General features: G+C 50.3%; 13 protein-coding genes. 10 read left to right on the top strand and 3 right to left on the bottom strand.

Features of this window, described 5'->3' with window-relative positions; translation table 11 throughout:
- Window positions 1-5: 5 nt before the first annotated feature.
- Window positions 6-1,241, bottom strand: a complete 1,236-nt coding sequence (locus OXH16_09570; GenBank protein ID MCY3681635.1) for an HD domain-containing protein — start codon at window positions 1,239-1,241, stop codon at window positions 6-8.
- 125 nt (window positions 1,242-1,366) lie between these two features.
- On the opposite strand from OXH16_09570, the gene xylA reads away from it, so the two are divergent.
- Window positions 1,367-2,536 carry a xylose isomerase gene (gene xylA, locus OXH16_09565; protein ID MCY3681634.1) on the top strand — a complete coding sequence of 390 codons (1,170 nt, stop codon included), beginning with the start codon at window positions 1,367-1,369 and terminating at the stop codon, window positions 2,534-2,536.
- A 21-nt stretch (window positions 2,537-2,557) separates the two neighbouring features.
- On the opposite strand, the gene OXH16_09560 is transcribed toward xylA, so the two are convergent.
- Window positions 2,558-3,169 (bottom strand): DUF1854 domain-containing protein, encoded by a 612-nt coding sequence (locus OXH16_09560; GenBank protein ID MCY3681633.1) that lies wholly within the window; start codon window positions 3,167-3,169, stop codon window positions 2,558-2,560.
- Window positions 3,170-3,271: 102 nt separating this feature from the next.
- Here OXH16_09560 and OXH16_09555 point away from each other — a divergent pair, with 102 nt between their 5' ends.
- From OXH16_09555 to OXH16_09520, 8 genes are all read left to right on the top strand, one after another.
- On the top strand, window positions 3,272-3,859 hold the full coding sequence (locus OXH16_09555) for a nucleoside monophosphate kinase (GenBank protein MCY3681632.1): 588 nt from the start codon (window positions 3,272-3,274) through the stop codon (window positions 3,857-3,859).
- Window positions 3,856-4,791: a diacylglycerol kinase family lipid kinase gene (locus tag OXH16_09550; protein MCY3681631.1), complete on the top strand. Its 936-nt coding sequence runs from the start codon at window positions 3,856-3,858 to the stop codon at window positions 4,789-4,791. The genes OXH16_09555 and OXH16_09550 overlap by 4 nt, the downstream gene beginning before the upstream one ends.
- 39 nt (window positions 4,792-4,830) lie before the next feature.
- A complete protein-coding gene (locus OXH16_09545; protein MCY3681630.1) occupies window positions 4,831-5,838 on the top strand; it encodes a phytanoyl-CoA dioxygenase family protein in 1,008 nt (335 codons plus the stop codon).
- 24 nt (window positions 5,839-5,862) lie between these two features.
- Window positions 5,863-6,843: a Gfo/Idh/MocA family oxidoreductase gene (locus OXH16_09540; protein MCY3681629.1), complete on the top strand. Its 981-nt coding sequence runs from the start codon at window positions 5,863-5,865 to the stop codon at window positions 6,841-6,843.
- 133 nt (window positions 6,844-6,976) lie between these two features.
- Window positions 6,977-7,366: a BlaI/MecI/CopY family transcriptional regulator gene (locus tag OXH16_09535; protein ID MCY3681628.1), complete on the top strand. Its 390-nt coding sequence runs from the start codon at window positions 6,977-6,979 to the stop codon at window positions 7,364-7,366.
- Window positions 7,363-9,390: a DUF4837 family protein gene (locus OXH16_09530; protein MCY3681627.1), complete on the top strand. Its 2,028-nt coding sequence runs from the start codon at window positions 7,363-7,365 to the stop codon at window positions 9,388-9,390. Before OXH16_09535 ends, OXH16_09530 begins: the two co-directional genes overlap by 4 nt.
- Window positions 9,391-9,459: 69 nt before the next feature.
- Window positions 9,460-10,101 carry a TonB family protein gene (locus OXH16_09525; GenBank protein ID MCY3681626.1) on the top strand — a complete coding sequence of 214 codons (642 nt, stop codon included), beginning with the start codon at window positions 9,460-9,462 and terminating at the stop codon, window positions 10,099-10,101.
- Window positions 10,102-10,206: 105 nt separating this feature from the next.
- On the top strand, window positions 10,207-11,859 hold the full coding sequence (locus OXH16_09520; protein ID MCY3681625.1) for a hypothetical protein: 1,653 nt from the start codon (window positions 10,207-10,209) through the stop codon (window positions 11,857-11,859).
- Window positions 11,860-11,867: 8 nt separating this feature from the next.
- On the opposite strand, the gene OXH16_09515 is transcribed toward OXH16_09520, so the two are convergent.
- Window positions 11,868-12,818 carry a YCF48-related protein gene (locus OXH16_09515; GenBank protein MCY3681624.1) on the bottom strand — a complete coding sequence of 317 codons (951 nt, stop codon included), beginning with the start codon at window positions 12,816-12,818 and terminating at the stop codon, window positions 11,868-11,870.
- Window positions 12,819-12,976: 158 nt separating this feature from the next.
- Between OXH16_09515 and rpsT the strand changes: the two genes are divergently transcribed.
- Entirely contained in the window at window positions 12,977-13,234 is a 258-nt protein-coding gene (gene rpsT / locus OXH16_09510; GenBank protein MCY3681623.1) for a 30S ribosomal protein S20, read from the top strand.
- Window positions 13,235-13,417 lie beyond the last annotated feature (183 nt).

Genomic DNA, 13,417 nt, shown 5'->3' with positions numbered 1-13,417 from the left:
AATCTTTATACCAGCGCATTTGATTCGCCAAATACGCGTTCGCACACTTTTCCAACGCGTTCTCTATAACCTTCGGGTGCAAAAATGTAGAATTTCCAGAGTCGTTCATACTGGTCTTCCACGACCTTTACATCAAAAGGCGGATTGTCTGGCGGATCATTCAGGCGGCTCAAGCCATTGCGCGTAACAACGCGCACGCGCGCTTCTTTGATGGCCGAGATATCCGGACAATAGAGAATAACCTGATCGGGATTGATGGTCACAGCATCGGCGATTTGTCGTTCAACCTGCTGCCTACTCTCCACAGATCGATTGTAGGCGGCGATCAACTCATCGCGCCCCCGGCGCCCCACTTCGGCAGTCGAAATCATATAGGCGCGTTTGAGCAGCCGCCGTTCGCAAACGCCGTTGATCAAACGGTCAATGCGCGGGTCTTTATAGCCGAGCAAATGGCGAAAAAGGGCATCGTCCGTCAGAGTGTAAAGATCGGTTTCAACAAGACCGTGTTCGGTGGCGATCTCGACGGCTTTGGCGATCATAGCACCCGATGACACTTTGGCGTGGTGATAATAAACGCGCTCGGTAAGAAAATAGCGCAACCGCAGCAAATGCAGCAACTCAGTGCGCGTGCTGAGACGGGTCACATCAATCGCGAGATTTTCATCGGCAAGCATAAAGGTGCTAAAAATCCGGTCGTCATAATCCTGACGTAAGCCTGCAAAATACGCATCGCGACGCAAATAATCGAGCAAGTCAGCATCGATGGTGCTGGACACAATCTCCTGCATCCAGGTCGGTGAAAACGATTTATCCGTAAGCAGGGAAACCACCGCATCGCTCAGGCCCGAAGCATCGAGTGCTTGCGCGATTTCTGTTTGCGTCAGGAAATGTTTCATGCGGGCGGCTGTATCGTGGCGGGGAAAGAGCTTGCGTTCATCTTCGAACGTATGTCCAAAGGGCAAGTGTGAGATATCGTGAACCAGCGCGGCCAATGCGACCGTATCGGCTTGCTCGGGATCGATTTGCGCGCCCCCGCGTCTCAAGACATCGAGCACGCGCCGCGACATCGCCGTTGTCCCCAGCGAGTGTTCAAACCTCGTGTGTACACAGCCCGGATAGACCAGATATGCCGATCCTGTTTGTCGCACGCCGCGCAGGCGTTGCATTTGCCGCGTGTCCATAACCCGGCGTTCGGATTCATTAAAAGACATATCGCCGTGAACGGGATCGCGAATAATCATTTTATGCTCCCGATGAGTTGTGGAAATGTCCATTGACAGTCAGACTTCACCATGATATTTTGCACGCGGAAGTTGCAACGCTTTCTTGGCATTTTTATTCTTAATTCGCATTTTGAGGAGGTCCAATGGCAGAAGCATACACGCCCAAAAAAGAAGATAAATTTTCATTTGGTTTATGGACAGTGGGAAACCCCGGACGCGATCCCTTTGGCGACCCAACGCGCCCACCGCTTGCACCCGAGCGAATTGTGCAACGCTTGAGCGAACTGGGCGCGTGGGGCATTAACCTGCACGATAACGACCTCGTGCCAATTGATGCCACACCACAACAGCGCGATAAAATCGTAAGCGATTTCAAAAACGCACTAAAAAATTGCGGCATGGTCGTGCCCATGGCAACCACCAATACATTTTCTCATCCCGTATTTAAGGATGGGGGCTTTACGTCCAACGACCCCAAAATTCGCGCTTATGGCTTGCAAAAAATCATGCAAGCCATTGATTTAGGTGTCGAATTGGGTGCCAAAACCTATGTGTTTTGGGGCGGACGCGAAGGCGCCGAATGCAACGTGGCCAAAGATCCCATCGATGCCCTCAAACGCTACCGGGATGGCTTAAATTATTTGTGCGATTACGTGCGCGACCAGAAATACGATTTGAATTTCGCCCTCGAAGCCAAACCCAACGAACCGCGTGCCGATATGTACTTTCCCACAACCGGGCATTATCTGGCATTTATCGAAACGCTGGATTACCCCGAAATGGTGGGCGTCAACCCGGAAGTCGCACACGAACACATGGCGGGATTAAATTTCCATCACGGCGTGGCGCAAGCATTCGAGGCGGGCAAACTCTTCCATATCGACTTAAACGACCAGCGTTTTGGCCGCTATGATCAGGACTTTCGGTTTGGCTCAGAAGATTACAAAAGTGCCTTTTTACTCGTGCGTTTGCTCGAAAACAACGGTTATACGGGTCCGAGACACTTCGACGCACACGCATTTCGCACAGAAGACGAAGAAGGGGTATGGGATTTTGCCGCAGGGTGTATGCGTACGTACAATATCTTAAAAGAAAAAGCGGCACAATTTGAAGCAGATGCCGAAATTCAGGGAATCGTGCAAGAAATTGGAAACCAGAACCCCGAATACGAACAGCACCTGGGCAAATACAGCCCGGAAAAATCGCAGGCACTCAAACAGGTGCAATTTGACATCGATGCAATGGGGCGCGTTGGACTGGGCTATGAGCGCCTCGATCAGTTGCTGGCCGACTTATTGTTAGGGGTGCGGTAGCAGATCACTATACCCGGCGGATCACCGTATGCCAATCGATCCGCCCATGCCGCTACTACCGCCACTACTACTACCACCGCGACTGCTCGAACCTCTACTTTTGCCACTTCTACTACCCGAACTGAGGGAGCGGGTGTAATAGCGCGCCTTGACAACTTTATCGGGCAATAGGTCAGAGGTCAGATCTCGGCTTTCCGCATCGAGATCCCAGTAATTATCAATTCTGTATCGCTTGCCATTTTCATCTGTGATTTCAATTGCAGGCGGTTCATCGCCCTTGAGCGCGTCTCGGCCCAGAATGCGGAAAGTATATTCGCCATCGTCGGTATCAACCGTCCACTGACTGCCCGTGCCTTTGGGTACGACGGAAGTTATGGCACTGATGGTCGGGACAAAGTAGATGGCTTTGAGTTCGGCTTCGAGCAAATTGCGCGACTCAGTGTCGAGTTTTTTGGGATTTTCAATAATGCCAATTTCGTGTCCCAATTCATCCATCAAACTGACAAATTGATCGGGATTGCTGTGGGGAAACGCGCGGGCAAGGCGATCGACAAACGTAGTTTCTCCCTGGATAAGAGCTTCGATTTTATTGCCGTTTTTTTTCAGCGAGACAGCAGCGGGATCGAGGTTCATGATATTCTCCTATAAGAAAGCGGACAGCGCATTGATCGCTGATAGCTTAATTATACACTCACATTTCCATTCTGTCAAAAAACAATCGCGGGAGTTGTACCAATGTATGATACTGTCTTATTATTTGGCCCCCCCGGTGCTGGCAAGGGCACCTGGGGAAATGTGTTAAAACAAATTCCAGGATTGTACCATTTTTCAAGTGGCGATATGCTCAGGGCATTGGACGTCGATAGCCAGCCTGGAGAAATGGCTCTGGCGAGTATTCGCAAAGGCGAGTTGGTACCCGATGAATTTGTCGTAGCCCTATGGCGAGAACGCATGCAGCGCCTGACTGATTTTGGCGATTTCAAGCCCGACGAGCAGACATTGATTTTAGATGGCCTACCGCGCACACTCGCCCAGGCTCAAATGGCCGATGAAGACTTGAATGTAAAGTTGATCATGGTATTGGATTGTCCAGATCGCAATGTACTGATTAAACGCCTCTTTGGACGCGCGCTCGTCGCATACCGCATCGATGACGCAAATGAACAAATTATTCGCAAAAGATTCGATGTGTACGACCGCCAGACAATTGCTGTATTGGAACATTATCCCAAAGAAATCGTGCAACAAATCGATGTATCACAACCTTCGCCAAAAATTTTGAGAGATATCGGTCAGACCCTGGTCGATTTTTTACATACATGAGTGTGCAATTTTCCCGCGTACTCTTTATTGCGAATCCGCATGCAGGAGTAAACCGCAATATTCGATCTCGCGTAATTGACGCGTGTGAGAAAGCGGGGATGGATTTCGCCCTTGAAGTGACGCAGTACGCGGGGCACGCTACAGAACTGGCGGCAAGCGCATCCGAAATGGGATTCGATCTGGTGGTCGCCATTGGAGGCGATGGCACCATTAACGAAGTCGGACGCGCGCTACTCGGCACAGAAATACCCCTGGGAGTAGTGCCCGCTGGATCGGGCAATGCATTTGCGCGTGCGTTAAATTTATCTTTTGACCCGACAAAAGCCTGTCGCGCCTTTATTCAGCCAGAAATTCGAAAACTCGATGTGGGGCGCGTGGGCAATGCCCTGTTTTTTTCTACCGCGGGCATTGGCTTAGATGCAGAGGTCGCCCATCGGTATGCAAGTCGGACGGGGCGCCGCGGATTCTTGCCCTATATGGTGCTCACCGCGCTGTCAATTCTCTCATATCGCCCTCAGACATTGCGATTGAGATTGGATTCTAACAGCGAAATTGAGCGCACGCCTTTGTTCGTTGCCATAGCCAACATACCGGACTTTGGAGGCGGCGCAACCATAGCCCCTCAAGCCCGGCCAGATGATGGACTTCTCGATGTGTGCGTATTTACACATCCGGGGTGGATTCGCCTGATATTGAATACCTATCGACTTTTTAATGGCACTTTTGATCGAATGCCCGGCGTCGAGATATTTCAGGCGAAAAAAATCCATATCACCCGCGAAAAAAGCGATTGGTTTCAATTTGATGGCGAAGTTGAAAAAGGCTCAAAAGAACTGGTATTTGAAATTATGCCCGATGTGCTAACGCTGATTTTACCGAAAAATCCGCAGCAGAACAATAGCGCCTGGGGCTCCGAGATTGATTTGCAGTAAAAGCTAACCGCTAAACATCCCACAAAAAGGAGAAATACCATGGGTTGCCTAACTGCCGAGCAGATTGCACAGTTTAAAGAAGAAGGCTATCTGGTGGTGGAGGGCGTGTTGGATCCAAAAACTGTGCTGGATCCTGTAATTGAAGAGTACACAGAAGTACTCGACACATTAGTGCGCGATCTTTACGAACGAGAAGAAATTTCTTCCTTGTTCGAAGACCTCGATTTTGCCGAGCGATTCATCGCGGTCTGTATTGAAACGGGTGATGTACACAAACAATATTTCGATTTTTCGCTACCATTTCAAAATGTGACGCCCGACACACCTTTCTGGACGGGACAGGCTGTTCTCAATGCCTTCACCGCTGAATCCCTGCTCGATTGTGTAGAATCGCTCATCGGACCAGAAATCTACTCGAATCCCGTACAACATGTGCGGATTAAACCACCCGAGCATATTTTGCCCAAAAACCAGTTTGGAAATCCGATTTTGGGAGAAACGATCTGGCACCAGGATCAGGGCGTGGTTGTACCAGAAGCAGATGAGACAAATATGTTGACCGTGTGGTTTGCACTCGAAGACGTCGATATTGAACAAGGTCCTCTAAAAGTCGTGCCCAGCAGCCACAAACACGGACTTTTGACGCACTGTCCATCGTACTTTGGGAACGGACCCAAAACAGCGGGCGGGCGGCAAATACCCGAATCGCTATTTGAAGCCGAACGCATGATACCGCTACCGGTCAAACGGGGAGATGTCATTTTTCTTCCCAAGTGCACAGTACACGGATCGCTACCCAATCTGAGCGATAAAATCCGCTGGAGCTTTGATCTGCGTTATAATCCCATCGGTCAAACGACTGGACGCGAGGCATTTCCGGGCTTTGTCGCGCGCAGCCGCAAACATCCAGAGCGCGAATTGAGAGATGCAAAAGTGTGGACCCAAATGTGGTTGGACACTCGAAAGGCGATGTCGAAAATCAATCGGGACGGACAGACCGATGTCCCCTTCGGGCGGTGGACGGAAGGCCATCCCGATTGTGCATAAAAATAAGGCGAACAGGAGGATAACATGGTCGGATTTGGCGTTATTGGCCTGGGCATGGGGCGCAACAGAGCGCGGTTGATTAAAGAAACACCCGGTGCAGATTTGAAGGTCGTGTGTGACCTGCACGGCGATCTGGCCGAGGAAGTGGCGCAGGAATTGGAGACAGATTGCGTTATAAATATGGAACACGTGTTTGCGCGAGATGATGTGGATGTCGTGATGGTGATGACGCCGAGCGGCAAACATGCCCAGGTTGGAATTGAAGCGGCAAAAGCGGGCAAGCATGTGATAACCACCAAACCCATGGATGTGAGTACCGAAGCGTGTGATCGGCTCATTGCCGCTTGTGAAGCTGCCGGCGTGTTGTGCGGTGTGGATTATCAAAGCCGATACGTGGATGGCAATGTCAAGATAGCAACCGCGATTCGGGAAGGCTGGCTGGGCAAGATGATTTTGGGTGAAGTGCGTTTTAAGTGGTTCCGCAATGACGAATATTTTCGCCACGACGATGGTTGGCGCGGAACGTGGGCTATGGACGGGGGGGGCTCATTGGCCAATCAAGGCGCGCATCTGCTCGACGTATTGAGCTGGTTTATGGGCGACCCGGTTTCCGTGTACGGCGAAATCGACATTGTAAATCACGAGATTGAGACCGAAGACATCGGGCTGGCAATCCTCAATTTTGAGAACGGGGCAAAAGGCACAATCCTGGGCACCACGACCTTTCCCCAGAGTGTGTATTTCAGCGCCGAAGTACACGGAACAGAAGGCGGTATTTTGCTACACGACGTTTTAAATGGCGAAATGACAGTTTACGGCACAGGGCTTCAGGAAAAACTCGACAGCGTCGAAAATAACGTCCACAGCATTGTCGAAGACGTGGTAAATGCTCTGACTAAAGGAACACCCCTATCCGTAGATGGACGCGAAGGCCGCCGCACCGTAGCACTCCTCGAAGCGGTCTATCAATCCGCCCGCGAAGGCAAGCCCTTGAAGTTCAAGTGATCCTGGGTGCGAAGGCATCCTACTCCCTACCAGTTTGTCTTTTTTCTTGAACTATTAATTTTTTAATTGACACTCACTTTCTTTTTCTCCATATTTTATTTGAAAGTATTAAATTCTTAATAGTGAGGGCTATATGGGCAGACGAAGATCCCCTACTCTGACAGATGCCGAACTGAGATTGATGCAGGTGATTTGGGATCGCGGCTCGGCTACAGTGAGCGACGTTGTCAATACACTCGCTGGACGTGAATCTCCGGCGTATAGCACAGTATTGACAATATTGCGCATTCTGGAACAGAAAGGGTATTTGCGGCATGAAAAAGAAGGCAGGGCATTTGTATATTATCCAATCGTGGGGCGAGAGGATGCACAACGAAGCGCCATTCAGTATCTGATGAGTCGTTTTTTCGACAACTCGCCAGAAACTCTGGTACTCAATCTGGTGGAAAATGAAGAACTCGATGCACAGGACCTCGCCCGCATTCACAAAATGATTCAGAAAGCAGAGGAGAATGAAACATGATGGGCGAATGGATTGATACCATTGCCCGACTCAGCGTGTTTTATCTGCTGAATGGGATCTGGATGGGGGTTTTGGCTGCAATGATCGTGGCGGTCCTATCGCATTTGCGCGTGCCTGCGTCTTTGTTGCACCGCCTGTTGTGGGTCGCCGTGATTGGTGTGATGATTATGCCTCTGTTTCTCGTCACACCTGCACCATACGAGGCCGCAGATAAACCGAACGCAACAATTCCCCCAACCAGAGTTCCGGATACCAATCCCGCCAGTGAGACATCACAACCACAAATTGCAACGCCTGTGAAAACCCGGTCAATCCTCAGCACATCTTCCTGGCCAATTGTCGTCTGGATTTTATGGCTGGTCGTCGCCAGTGCAATGCTCGGGCGCATTGCACTGGGATATTGCCAGATGATGCGGTTGAAGCGATCTGGAAAGTGGGCGGGAAAAGATCTTCAGGCCCGGTTTGAGCGGTGCAAACGCAGATGGATTGGCTCAGTAGATGTTGGTTTGCGAATTTCAGATGCTGTTGCCAGCCCCTCAGTGCTGGGTATATTTCGCCAGATCGTACTCATACCGCAACATCTCATACCGCAACTCTCAGCACCTGAACTGGAGCAAATTCTCAAGCATGAAATCGCGCATGTTCAACGCAGAGATGCCCGGGGCATTCTGGTGCAGCGCCTCGTAGAAGTTTTTTTATGGTGCAATCCCGGCATCTGGTGGCTGAGTCGGCAACTGTCACTAACGCGAGAAATGGCCTGCGATGATTACGCCGCGAATCGCGGTCACAATGCACGTGATTATGCGATCTGTCTGACGCGCCTGACAGAAATGATTGGCAGGGTGCGCCCAATAGGATTGGGCATTATAAATCGCCATCCAAATCTGGTAAAGCGCTTTGAATATCTGCTCAATCAGCGCCGGCCATCGCTGTCGCACAGTGCCATCTGGCTCGCGATATTTCTATTTGTCTGTGTCATTGCTGTAAAAATTGGACCCCTCATCGACGTGCCCGGTAGAGCCGAAGCCCATCTGAAAATTTCCCGGTGGAGCAAACCGCTGGCAGATGTGCTTATCGGCAATCCATTGCCCCGGGGCATTGGGCTAACCAGTAAAATTGTGATTGTGGCCGATGGCGCAACCCGAGAAAAATTAAAACCAGTACTGGAAGATTTACTGTTAGACCCGGTATTGACGCCGCAACCCGAGTACGTATTTGATCTCGTATATGTTTCTCCTGAAACGTTTCGGGATTTTCGGGCTTACCGCAATTTGATCCTTGTTTCATCTGCAAGTGGTATTCTGGCGACGGACTTACAGCCACTGTTTACCGGGCGATCCAAAAATGAAACAGTAATTCACCGCGATGTGTGGGCATCTGATCAGATAGTCGTGGTCGTCAAAGCTGCGAATGAGCAAGGCGTGGCTGAGCAAGTCGCGCTCAATGGCGACCGCATCGTATCGGCGATTGATGCCTCTATGTCGAAATGGCTCGAAACCATTCTGTATCACGCGGGAGACAATACCGAGCACTCTGAAGCTCTATCACGGCAATATGGCTGGCGCATGCGGGTGCCGGTGGGCTATGAAGTAATGGATGAGTATGCAAGTGAGAACTTTGTGGCACTGGCACGTCAGGTAGATCGACGACAATTGTGGCTATGGGTATATTGGGAAAATGGAGTACATCCCGATCAATTGACGCCAGATTGGTGTTTGCAAAAGTGGGACGACGTATCGAGCCGTTTTTATGGCGGCGATCAAACATCGTCTGGGGAGGTGAATATCTACCAGACAGAGTTTCTGGGAAAATTGGCCGTCTGCCTGGAAGGACTGTGGGAAAATACACGCGCGTGGCAAGGTGGACCGTTTAAGAGTTATGCACTCTTTGATATCGCTCAGAATCGCTTCTTTTTAATCAACATGGGGATTTATGCACCTAACCGCACAAAGGCGCTTCAGATGCGACAGCTCGACGTACTGGCTCACACCTTTTGCATTGAAGATTTGCGAAAGGAGGGATAGATCAAGTTGGGTTAGATATTTTTTTAAAATGAACTATTAAAATTTTAATACTTAAAAAAGGAGAAAATAATGATACGCAAAAAACATGCAGATGCCGATTTAAAAGCAATTTATCCAAAGGTGATGAGACGTTCTACTTCGTTGACGCTATTTCTGATGGTCGGATTGGCCATATTGTTTCCAGATATGAAGATCGACTCTAAGTCAACCAAAAAAGTTATTGAGATCCTTAAAGTTGAAGATATTCCCGAGACACACCAGAAGAAGCGATTGCCGCCTCTGCCCAGACCCTCCGTACCCATTGCAACAGAAGACGATGACGTACCCGATGATATAACCATTGCCGATACAGAACTGGATTTCGATGCACCTGTCGTCGATATCCCACCGCCGCTACAGAAGGGCGATGTGGAAGTAGAGGAAGAAATTTTGGAATTCTGGATCGTGGAACAGAAACCCGAATTGATCCAGCGCGTGAATCCAGTTTATCCAGAGATGGCCCGCAGAGCGGGATTACAAGGTCAGGTGCTTGTGGCGTTTATTGTTACCAGAGAAGGGCGCGTAGCCGAACCGCAAGTTTTAAAAGGACCCGAGATTTTTCGCGCTGCGGCTCTGGAGGCAGTCAGACAATTTCAGTTCAAGCCAGCTATGCAGAATGACAGAGCTATTGCGGTACGCATGACCATTCCGATCCGTTTCAGCTTGCATTGAATCAGGCCCCTGTGGGAAACGAGTTCTCTTGAAATACGGGCAAATTGGGGATATATTGGGCAGGTCTTCGGTTTGCTGGAGGTCGTTCACTCATGGGGGTTACGCATGCTAAAATACGAAGCACTATTGGAAAATCTGAATGAACAAATAGAAGCCATTTTACCCCGTCAGGTCCTGGATATCCATCGAGAAGATTACGGCGGGTTTGTCAGCGACGGGATTGCCGGTGCGACAAATGTAAGCGCGGTATCCACCCTGGGCTATGCCTATCTTCTGGAAGGCGGTCGGTATTATCAAAGCAAAGAAATTTTGGCACGCATTCTCGCAGGTGCGGCTTTTGCTCGAAAAATTCGCCGGGAGAGTGGGTGTTTTGACCTGATAACAACCAATTTTGATTCATCGCCAGACACGGGATTTCTGGTCGAAGGACTCGCGCCAGTAGTCCGCGCGGCTCGCAAAGCAAAAGATGACGGCGCAAAACAGATAGCCGAAGTACTCGGAGAAATTATTCAAACGGCTGTACCCGGCATGATCGCGGGCGGATTCCACACACCGAATCACCGCTGGGTACTGGTCGCCGCACTTTCCCAGGCACTGGAATTATTCCCCGCCCTGGACGGAATGGACACCATTGAAAGCTACCTCGCCGAAACAATAGACAACAATGCCGATGGCGAATACATCGAGCGCAGCGCAGGTGCGTATAACGCCATCTGCAATCGCGCACTCAGACTGGCTGCCGACGCACTCAATCGCCCCCAACTTCTGGAACCCGTGCGCCGAAACCTGGATTTGTCCTATCACATGTTACATGCAGACGGAACCGTTGTAACGAGTTTTTCCCGCAGACAGGACCACGGCACCCGCGTTGTCCTCGTCGATATGGTCGATAGTTATTACAACATGGCGCGGCGCGAGGAAAATGGATTTTACGCGGCAGTCGCAGACTGGTTATACGCCATATCCCCTAGCGGTTTGCCGTGGGCACTCGAACCGTTTTTAACCCATCCCGAATGGCGAGACGACAACCTCGAGCGCGAACCTTTGCCCGAGTCCTATGCGAAAGTTTACCCCACCGCTCAATTGTGGCGCGTACGACGCGAAAAAACGAGTGCCACAGCAGGTGCAGGTATAACAACGCCATTTGGCGTAAAACACGGAGACGTGGAATTGGCCTCGGTGAACCTGTGCGCGAGCTATTTTGCTATTGCGCAATTTTCAGGTGAGACCTTTGAGGAAGTGGATGGCAAAATCAGGATGACGCACATAAGCCGAAGTACAGATGGCGGCAGACCTGGTTATGACCTGCCATTGGGGCGCGAGGTCGCTTTTGAGGAATTTTACAACTTGCGAAAAGAAAGAGATGTGTACGCCCTGCCATCGCTAACCACAGTATTGGAAATTGAAGAAGTGGATAGTGGATTTGATCTACACATAAAATCAGAGGGCTATGACCGCGTGCCCTTTCAAATCGCGTGCGATTTTGTACCCGGTGGCGAACTGGATTTTGACAGTGGCATCGTGCGCGGCCAGGCAGCAGAAGTCGCATTCCTCAAATCCGGATATGCGACCTACCACATAGGCAACGATGCCATTTCCATCGGACCGGGCGCGTATGCCCATCGCTTCTGGGCGTTGCGGGGCAGCGAGTCCGCCCCCACAGCCTTCCGCGTATTGATGACATTTACGACGCCCGTAGATCACATGCTGGAAATCAGATGCGGAACATGGTCATCCGCAGAAGAGAAACTCGTTTAAGCATTATCTCACTGCGCAATAGCCACCGCGCGTACTTCGCCGAACTCGCGGGCGAGTTTGGTCCAGGAATCGCCATCGTCGCTACTGCTAAAAATTTGTCCGGCAATACTATACGCTATTATCAAATTTGGCACAGCGGGATTGTGAACAATCGCCCAGACCGTACTATTGGTATTGCCATTCAGATCGGCGCGCTCCCACGAATGCCCCAGATCAGAAGTGTAGAACAGCCCCCCCTCATCGCCTGGCGGACCATTTCCCGCGCCGACATACACCCGACCATTTGACATATAGAGCACCCCCCTGCAATAGGGCCAGGGAAACTCTGCCTTCACATTGAGCCGCGTCCAATTCACCATATCGGTTGTGGTGCACACATCATTATTGGTGCCAGCCACAAGTGTTTTTGGACTTCCGGGCACAAGCGCGAGGCCGTGAATATCGAGACTCGAAAGGCCCTCATTGCCAGATGTCCATGTCTCGCCACCATCTCTACTGATCCGCATGCCGTCGATTTCAATACCCGCATAGACAGTCTGATCATCTGTCGGATCTATAATAATAGTCGTGACGCGCGGAATAATCGCACCGCAATCCTCGACGAGCTCTACGGAAAGTTGCTTCCAGGTCTCACCGCCATCGTCCGACCGAAACAGCGCAGAAGGACAGGTACCAGCATAAACCGTGTCTGGATTTTTGGGGTGAATGGCGAGGGACCAGATTTGCATACCGTTCATTGGAGAATCCAATTTTTCCCAGCTATCCCCCCCATTTTGCGAGCGATAAACACCGGTCTCTGTTCCCGCAAACAGAATTGACGCATTGTCTGGATGCACGGCAATAGCGCGAATATCCGACTCCGAGAACATACCGCTGCTCGTGCGCCGCCATGAGTCGCCACCATCTTCGCTTCGCCAAACACCCTGACCAATTGTGCCGACATAAATAGTTGGTGTCATTGTGATTCCTCCTGATAGGATTGGATTAAATACCCGGGCGGTAAAATACAGCAGAAAAAGAAAAACACAAGAAAATGAAAAATGGGTTGTGCAAATACCTGTAAATGTTTAAATTTCGTATTCTAAACTCAGGAAAACTCTCTAAGGAGGTGAATCCCTTGCCCAAATTGGCATCTTCAAAAAAACGCTTGCGACAGGCTGAAAAAGCCAGGCTCCGCAACAGGAGCACGCGCTCGTCTTTGCGTACTTCTCTGAAAAAAATACTGGCGACAAATAGCAAAGAAGAAGCAGAAGCACTGATCAATCGCACCCAGTCCATCATTGATAAAACAGCTCAAAAAGGCGTTATCCACCGCAATGCGGCTGCCCGCTACAAATCGAGAGTACAGCGCCACGTCGCTGCTCTTGAGTCCTGAAATATCTGCAAAAACAAAACACCCCGGCAATCTTCAAAAGATACCGGGGTTTTTTTATTCCAATCATGTGCATCACCCAAATAAAAACGTGCCCAAATAGCGTTCACCGGTATCGCACAATACCGTTGCGACCGTCTGTTGAGGTCTCATCGCTGAAGCGACAACAACGGCTGCATGTGCTGC

Source organism: Gemmatimonadota bacterium (assembly GCA_026705765.1).
In the GTDB taxonomy this organism is placed as follows: domain Bacteria; phylum Latescibacterota; class UBA2968; order UBA2968; family UBA2968; genus VXRD01.
The sequence above is the reverse complement of the archived record's forward strand: the minus strand, read 5'-3'. Positions and strand labels throughout refer to the sequence as shown.

Coding starts and splice junctions, on each gene's coding strand:
- OXH16_09570 (MCY3681635.1), bottom strand. CDS start 1,241: ATGATTATTCGCGATCCCGTTCACGGCGATATGTCTTTTAATGAATCC.
- xylA (MCY3681634.1), top strand. CDS start 1,367: ATGGCAGAAGCATACACGCCCAAAAAAGAAGATAAATTTTCATTTGGT.
- OXH16_09560 (MCY3681633.1), bottom strand. CDS start 3,169: ATGAACCTCGATCCCGCTGCTGTCTCGCTGAAAAAAAACGGCAATAAA.
- OXH16_09555 (MCY3681632.1), top strand. CDS start 3,272: ATGTATGATACTGTCTTATTATTTGGCCCCCCCGGTGCTGGCAAGGGC.
- OXH16_09550 (MCY3681631.1), top strand. CDS start 3,856: ATGAGTGTGCAATTTTCCCGCGTACTCTTTATTGCGAATCCGCATGCA.
- OXH16_09545 (MCY3681630.1), top strand. CDS start 4,831: ATGGGTTGCCTAACTGCCGAGCAGATTGCACAGTTTAAAGAAGAAGGC.
- OXH16_09540 (MCY3681629.1), top strand. CDS start 5,863: ATGGTCGGATTTGGCGTTATTGGCCTGGGCATGGGGCGCAACAGAGCG.
- OXH16_09535 (MCY3681628.1), top strand. CDS start 6,977: ATGGGCAGACGAAGATCCCCTACTCTGACAGATGCCGAACTGAGATTG.
- OXH16_09530 (MCY3681627.1), top strand. CDS start 7,363: ATGATGGGCGAATGGATTGATACCATTGCCCGACTCAGCGTGTTTTAT.
- OXH16_09525 (MCY3681626.1), top strand. CDS start 9,460: ATGATACGCAAAAAACATGCAGATGCCGATTTAAAAGCAATTTATCCA.
- OXH16_09520 (MCY3681625.1), top strand. CDS start 10,207: ATGCTAAAATACGAAGCACTATTGGAAAATCTGAATGAACAAATAGAA.
- OXH16_09515 (MCY3681624.1), bottom strand. CDS start 12,818: ATGACACCAACTATTTATGTCGGCACAATTGGTCAGGGTGTTTGGCGA.